The organism is Streptomyces sp. NPDC006283 (assembly GCF_040613325.1).
Taxonomy (GTDB): Bacteria; Actinomycetota; Actinomycetes; order Streptomycetales; family Streptomycetaceae; genus Streptomyces.
Genome location: NZ_JBEXRZ010000309.1, coordinates 1 through 6,333 on the forward strand (window position 1 = coordinate 1; position 6,333 = coordinate 6,333).

Annotated in this window: 6 protein-coding genes and 3 pseudogenes; 4 read left to right on the top strand and 5 right to left on the bottom strand. The window is 71.9% G+C overall.

Going from position 1 to position 6,333, the window contains the following annotated elements; all coding sequences use genetic code 11:
- Positions 1-114 precede the first annotated feature (114 nt).
- The 3 genes and pseudogenes from ABZ070_RS34535 to ABZ070_RS34545 form a co-directional block, all read right to left on the bottom strand.
- Positions 115-222 (bottom strand): annotated as a pseudogene (locus ABZ070_RS34535) (IS5/IS1182 family transposase); the annotation flags it as partial.
- Between the two features lie 12 nt (positions 223-234).
- The gene (nagB, locus tag ABZ070_RS34540; protein ID WP_356639826.1) at positions 235-1,020 is read right to left on the bottom strand and encodes a glucosamine-6-phosphate deaminase; all 786 of its coding nucleotides are present in this window, start codon (positions 1,018-1,020) and stop codon (positions 235-237) included.
- Between the two features lie 154 nt (positions 1,021-1,174).
- Positions 1,175-1,389, bottom strand: a pseudogene (locus ABZ070_RS34545) (hypothetical protein).
- 386 nt (positions 1,390-1,775) lie between these two features.
- Here ABZ070_RS34545 and ABZ070_RS34550 point away from each other — a divergent pair.
- Positions 1,776-2,060: a hypothetical protein gene (locus ABZ070_RS34550; protein WP_356639828.1), complete on the top strand. Its 285-nt coding sequence runs from the start codon at positions 1,776-1,778 to the stop codon at positions 2,058-2,060.
- A gap of 133 nt (positions 2,061-2,193) precedes the next feature.
- Here ABZ070_RS34550 and ABZ070_RS34555 read toward each other — a convergent pair whose 3' ends face one another.
- Positions 2,194-3,210, bottom strand: coding sequence for a beta-propeller fold lactonase family protein (locus tag ABZ070_RS34555; protein WP_356639830.1), 1,017 nt, complete (start codon positions 3,208-3,210; stop codon positions 2,194-2,196).
- A 34-nt stretch (positions 3,211-3,244) separates the two neighbouring features.
- Here ABZ070_RS34555 and ABZ070_RS34560 point away from each other — a divergent pair, with 34 nt between their 5' ends.
- On the top strand, positions 3,245-3,433 hold the full coding sequence (locus tag ABZ070_RS34560; protein ID WP_356639832.1) for a hypothetical protein: 189 nt from the start codon (positions 3,245-3,247) through the stop codon (positions 3,431-3,433).
- Between the two features lie 38 nt (positions 3,434-3,471).
- Positions 3,472-3,697 (top strand): annotated as a pseudogene (locus ABZ070_RS34565) (transposase); the annotation flags it as partial.
- Here the strand turns inward: ABZ070_RS34565 and ABZ070_RS34570 are convergent.
- Positions 3,690-4,097, bottom strand: a complete 408-nt coding sequence (locus ABZ070_RS34570; RefSeq protein ID WP_356639834.1) for a metalloregulator ArsR/SmtB family transcription factor — start codon at positions 4,095-4,097, stop codon at positions 3,690-3,692. The pseudogene ABZ070_RS34565 and the gene ABZ070_RS34570 sit on opposite strands and share 8 nt — an antisense overlap.
- A 117-nt stretch (positions 4,098-4,214) precedes the next feature.
- Between ABZ070_RS34570 and ABZ070_RS34575 the strand changes: the two genes are divergently transcribed.
- Entirely contained in the window at positions 4,215-6,182 is a 1,968-nt protein-coding gene (locus tag ABZ070_RS34575) for a heavy metal translocating P-type ATPase (protein WP_356639836.1), read from the top strand.
- The last annotated feature ends 151 nt before the right edge of the window (positions 6,183-6,333 follow it).

Genomic DNA, 6,333 nt, shown 5'->3' on the forward strand with positions numbered 1-6,333 from the left:
GTCCGGGGTGATGGCCCTCGAGGAGGACACCACTCGTATCACCGCCTACTTCGACCGTGCGACAGGCGTCTACGAGGGCGCCTCGGACGGTGCCTGGATTTCACCGGCCGTCAGGTGGCCTCGTTCGACAACGCACCGCTGTGCGCCCAGGCCGGATCCGTGCTCGGGGGTGCGTCGGGCGGTCATCGGCCGGATGCCCAGGGTGCGGGCCGGGCGCCGGTGTGAGACGCCCTCTCAGATGCCCTGCCACTTCGGCTTGGCCGCGTACGTCGCGCGGAAGTAGTCGGCGAGCTTCAGGCCGGCCGCCGCCGCCTCGTCGACCACCACGGTGGCGTGCGGGTGCAGTTGCAGGGCCGAGGCCGGGACCATGGCCGACAGAGGCCCCTCGACGGCACGCGCCACGGCGTCCGCCTTCGCGGCCCCGGTGGCGAGGAGCACCAGGTGGCGTGCCTCCAGGATGGTGCCGATGCCCTGGGTGATGACGTGGTGGGGGACCTGCGCGATGTCGCCGTCGAAGAAGCGGGCGTTGTCGACGCGGGTCCGCTCGGTGAGTGTCTTGATACGGGTGCGGGAGGCGAGCGAGGAGCACGGCTCGTTGAAGCCGATGTGACCGTCGGTGCCGATGCCCAGCAGCTGGAGGTCCACACCGCCTGCCTCCGCGAGGGCGCGGTCGTAGGCGACGCAGGCGGCGGCGACGTCCTCGGCCGAGCCGTCGGGGCCCATGAAGCAGCCCTCGTTCAGCCCGAGCGGTTCGACGACCTCGCGCAGCACCACGGAGCGGTACGACTCGGGGTGCCCCGAGGGCAGACCGACGTACTCGTCGAGCTGGCAGATGCGGGCCCGGGAGGCGTCCACCTCCTTGTCGCCGACCTTGGCCGTGAGGGCCTGGTAGACCGGGAGCGGGGTCGAACCCGTGGCGACGCCGAGAAGGGCGTCGGGCTTGCGTCGCAGCAGGTCGGCCATGGCTTCGGCGATGAGCTCGCCGCCCGCGGCGGAATCCGGAACGATGACAACTTCCACGAAGATCCCTGTCTCTGAATACGCCCAGTGGTGTAGACCAATCTACCTGGTGACAGGGGGTGCTGTCCTGCCCTGACAGCATGCGGACACCGTGGTGCGAGGTCTATTCCGCCGAGCGGGCCCGCCCCGGCTCGGCAAGGGCGGCCGCCGCGGCTCAGAACAGCGGCAGCTGCCCCGGGAAGTCGTGATCGAAAATGCCGTCGAGTGAGGGCTGAAGCGCGGGATCGAGCGGCGCCTGCCGCCTCGACCCGGGGCAGGACACCAGCTCCGCCCCCGCCCGGGACCCGGCAGGTCGTGACGGGCGAACCGACCCGCCACAACGGCGATCTCGCGGCGGCACGCGGGGCAGGGGCGGCGGGGAGCGGACATGCCCCCAAGTGTCCGCGCGCCCCGCCGGATCGGCCCGTCTGGTCGGTCCGGGTGGCGGAGAGACCGGTAGGCGGCTTTCGCGAAGTAGAGGGCCAGGCAAAGGCGTTCAGGGGTGATGATTCGGGCGTCGAACGTCTCGGTCTTACCGTCGTGGGGCCTCTGCTCCGCAGTGAGCAAGGAGTCTGTACGACGGGTAGGTGCGCGGGGGCGGGGGGCGTGCCGCAGTGTCGGCATCCGCTGATGGTGCCGTGGCCTGGTAAGACGTCGATCTTCCTGTCGCCCCAGCCCTGCGCCGGCGGGTATCCGCCGGTGGGCGGTAGGTGCCGGGTGGGACCGGTCGCTACGATCACCTGAGGACGGGCGGTGAAGGGGACAGGGACCGGGGCATGAGTTTCTTCAGCGGAGTCGAGGACCTCGAGCTGTTCCTTTCGCGCAGCCGTGTGATGACCGTTGTGTCGGTCCCGGTCTGTGTGGGCGCGATGGTCTTCTTCCTCAGGGAGGAAGGCTGGCGCTTCAGCATGCTTCTGTGCTGTGTGCTTCCGCTGATCGCCGCCTACTTGGGGATTCGTGGCAAGCGGGAGATTCGCATCGGGCTGGCCGCGGCGGGACTCGCGCTCGCCGTCGTGACACTGCCGCTGGCCCTCGTACTGTCGCGGCTCGAAGGGGCGTAGGAGGGTGCAGCGGCCCCCAGCCGGCTGAAGTCGGGGCCCTCGTCGGTGGGCCGTGGTGGCCGGTCGTCCGCGTTCGGCAGCTCGGGGGTCGTCGCGCCAGGCCGGGGTGATCGCCGCATGATCAAGCAGTCTCTCAGGCCTTCTTTCCTTGTGCCGCTGCCACGCCGGTCGGACCGTCGCCCACGGCCACTGTGTCCGCTGCGCGGGCTGTCGAGGTGTCGATGACCGAGAGGGTGTCCGAGTCGAAGTTGCTGACGTAGACCAGGGAACCGCCCGGGCTGACAGCGAGGCCGTTGGGGCCGTCGCCCACTGCGACGGTGTCGGTGACGGCACGGCCGCGGGTGCTGATCACGGACACGTTGTCGGACCCGAGGTTGGCTACGTATACCTGGCGGCCATCCGGTCGCACCCCGATTCCCGCAGGCTGGTCCCCGACCGGGATGCGGTCCGATTCCGCGCCGTCGTGAACGTCGACCACCGACACGTCGTCCGAGGTCAGGTTGGAGACGTACAGGTGCCGGGCATCGGGGGTAAGCACCAGGGCGGTCGGTCCGCTGCCGACGGGGACGGTGCCCGTGACCGTTCCGGTGGCGGTCCGGACCACCGAGACGGTGCCGGACGCGGCGTTGGCGACGTACAGGGTGCATCCGTCGGGAGTCACCGCCATGCCCAGCGGGGCATCGCCCACCGCGATGGTGTCCGTCACGGATCGGGTGCGGGTGCTGATCACCGACACGTTGTCCGACCCGACGTTGGCGACGTAGACGTTCCGGTGGTCAGGAGAGACGGTCACTCTGCTCGGTTCGTCCCCGACGGCGACGGTGGCGATGACCGTCCGGGTGCGGGCGTCAATCACCGATACGGTGTCCGCCGCGGTGACGTAGACGCGGGAGCCGTCCGGGCTGACGGCCACGCTGTCCGGTCCGTCCCCGACGGGAACGCTGCCCACGACCATGCCGGTGACGGCGTCGACGACCGACACCGTGTCGGAGTGGAGGTTGGCGACGTAAACGAGGGCATCGTGCCGCGGGAACGGCCCGGCTGCCGGCGACCCGGCGGATGCGCCGGCCAGGCTTCCCGGTCCCATCAGCGCCGCTGTCACACAGAGCACCACGGCTGCTCGCTGCCCCATGTCCTGATGTCTCGTCATGGGGTCACGGTAGGGCTCCGGAGCGGAAAGCTACGTGAGGCACACGCTCAGGCTGACCGAACGGCACACCGTCCACCGGGCCGCCTACGACGACTCCGTCCACACCGGCCGCACCCTCCGCAACCTCTCCCAGGGCACAACGGCGCCCTGCTCCGACGACCACGACCGCGCCGCCGACCCGTTGGCCACGTATACCTGGCGGCCAATCCTGTCGCACCCCTAACGCGTGTCTCTTCGTTGGGTTGGTCAGTTGATCGGATTGTGTCCGTCCGATTGGTGATCACTGATGCGATGTGGGAGCGGATCGAGCCGCTGATGCCGGCCGATCCGGTCCGTGGGCGGCGGTGGGCCGATCACCGCCGAACGCTCGAGGCCATCGCGTGGAAGCACCGCATCAGCTCGCCCTGGCGGCGACCGCGCACCCGTAGCGGCCCGATGCGTGGTTCGGTCTGCCGCCCGTCGTGCGTTCGTCCCGGTCCTCAGCCGGTGCGGGCCGGGCGCCCACCGTCGGCGCTGTCGTCGTCCGTGCCGGCGGTCCCCGGCAGGTCGCGGGAGCCCAGCCGCAGATGTTCGATGTGGTAGACGGCCTCGTCGAGAAGCTGGGCGACATGGTTGTCGTAGAGGCTGTACTCGATGCGGCGGCCGTGCCGGGTGCCGGTGACCAGGCTCAGCGCCCGCAGCAGCCGCAGCTGGTGGGAGACGGCGGACTGCTCCATGTCGACCGCCTCCGCCAATTCGGTGACTCCGCACGGTCCCTGGCGAAGCCGCGTGAGGATCATCAGGCGTGACGGCGTGGCGAGCGCCTGCAGGGTCGCGGCGATGGTGGCTGCGGAGTCCGCGTCCAAGTGGGCGGCCGGGGTGGTCCCGCCGCTGACTCCGTGTCCCATGGTGCACATCGTAGCCGCGCGCCCCGACGTATGAATGAAGAGCTCTTCATGTGTTCCGCTATGGTGGTGGCGTTCCGTTCCGCGCCCGCGCGGAACCCGAGGAAGAGGTGTGCCCCCATGGCTTCCCCGTTGCCCCCGACAGCCGCGCCGGTGCGCGACGCGGTACCCGTCGCCCCGCGGTCCGCAGTGCCGGGACGACGGCGGACCCGGCTGTTCGCGCTCCCCGAGGTCCGGTGGGCGGCGCTCTCCGCCGCCGCGTTCCTCTGCGCGCTGCCACTCGACCTCGGGGGTGCTCCGGCATGGGCCTGGGGCCCCCTCTATGCCCTGTGCTACGCGGCCGGTGGCTGGGAACCGGGCTGGGCGGGTCTCCGGGCCCTGCGTGAGAAGACCCTCGACGTGGACCTGCTGATGGTCGTGGCCGCCCTCGGAGCCGCGGCGATCGGACAGTTCCTCGACGGCGGCCTGCTCATCGTCATCTTCGCCGTGTCCGGCGCGCTGGAGGCGCTCGCGACCCGGCGCACCGCCGACTCCGTCAGCGGCCTCCTCGACCTCGCGCCCGCGCAGGCCGTCCGCCTCGTCGACGGCGCTGAACAGGTGGTGCCGGTCGCCGACCTGCGGGTCGGCGACACCGTCCTCGTGCGTCCCGGTGAACGGCTGCCGGTGGACGGGACCGTGGTGGAAGGTGCCAGTGAGGTCGACCAGGCGACGATCACGGGAGAGCCGCTCCCCGTCGACCGCGCAGCCGGCGACTCCGTCTTCGCGGGCACCCTCAACGGCACCGGCTCCCTGAGCGTCCGCGTCGAGGCGGACGCGGCCGAGTCGGTGATCGCGCGGATCGTGGCCATGGTCGAGGAAGCGAGCGCGACCAAGGCGCCCACGCAGCTGTTCATCGAAAAGATCGAACAGCGGTACTCCGCCGGCGTGGTGGCTGTCACGGTCGCGCTGGTCGCCGTACCGCTCACCTTCGGCGCCGACTTCACCGGCACGCTGCTGCGCGCCATGACGTTCATGATCGTCGCGTCGCCGTGCGCCGTCGTGCTCGCCACCATGCCGCCCCTGCTGTCCGCCATCGCCAACGCGGGCCGCCACGGAGTGCTCGTCAAGTCCGCCGTGGCGATGGAGCGTCTGGGCTCCGTCACCCGGGTCGCACTCGACAAGACCGGCACCCTGACCGAAGGAGCGCCCCGCGTCGCAGGGGTGCGGCTGCTGCCCGCGGCCGGCCTCGACGAGGACACGGCCCTGGCGCTCGCCGCGGCGGCGGAGCTGCACAGCGAGCACCCCCTCGGCCGGGCCGTCGTCGCGGCCGCCCGCGAACGCGGACTGCCGCTGCCGCACGCCCGGGGGTTCGACTCGGCGCCGGGCCGGGGTGTCTCGGCGCTCGTCCGCGGCCGGGAGGTGCGGGTCGGAAGCCCCGCGGCACTGCTCACCGACGAGTGCCCGGCCGTCACGGCCGCAGAGGCCGACGGCCGCACGGCGGTCGTCGTCGTGGCGGACGGCGAACCCGTCGCGGTCCTGGCGATCGAGGACCGCCTGCGGGCCGGCGCTTCCGAGGCCGTCGCCGCCCTCGCCCGGCTGACCGGCAGGGGACCGGCGCTGTTGACCGGCGACAACCCACGGGCGGCGGCGCGAGTCGCCGAAGAGGTCGGCATCGGCGACGTCCGGGCCGCCCTGCTGCCCGAGGACAAGGTCGCGGCGGTACGGGAGTGGGAGCGGGCGGGCGACAAGGTCCTCGTCGTCGGCGACGGCGTCAACGACGCCCCGGCGCTGGCCGCCGCGAGTGCCGGAATCGCGATGGGCAGGGCAGGCTCCGACCTGGCGCTGGAGAGTGCGGACGCCGTCGTCGTACGCGACGAACCGGCCGCCCTCCCCGCCGTCGTGGCACTCTCACGGCGGGCTCGCCGTCTGGTCGTGCAGAATCTGACGATCGCGTCCGTGTGCATCGGCGCGCTGGTGGTCTGGGACCTGGCGTGGCATCTGCCACTGCCCCTCGGGGTCGCGGGCCACGAGGGCTCCACGGTCCTGGTCGGCCTCAACGGTCTGCGTCTGCTGCGCGAGTCGGCATGGCAGGACGCCACGCGCGCATGACGGCCCGGCCCCAAGGGCCACGCGGTTCGCGACGCCATGCATGCCTGACGCGGCGGGCCGTATGCCGGGGGTGTCGCGGCCGGGGCGTGCCGGACGGACCCGTGGCGGGCGCGGACGCCGCGCGATGCGGGTGTTGCGGCCGGGGTGTGCC

What these genes read in the sequence shown, in the direction of transcription:
- ABZ070_RS34550 (WP_356639828.1), top strand. Translation starts at nt 1,776, where the DNA reads ATGAGTTTCTTCAGCGGAGTCGAGGACCTCGAGCTGTTCCTTTCGCGC.
- ABZ070_RS34555 (WP_356639830.1), bottom strand. Translation starts at nt 3,210, where the DNA reads ATGACGAGACATCAGGACATGGGGCAGCGAGCAGCCGTGGTGCTCTGT.
- ABZ070_RS34570 (WP_356639834.1), bottom strand. Translation starts at nt 4,097, where the DNA reads ATGGGACACGGAGTCAGCGGCGGGACCACCCCGGCCGCCCACTTGGAC.
- ABZ070_RS34575 (WP_356639836.1), top strand. Translation starts at nt 4,215, where the DNA reads ATGGCTTCCCCGTTGCCCCCGACAGCCGCGCCGGTGCGCGACGCGGTA.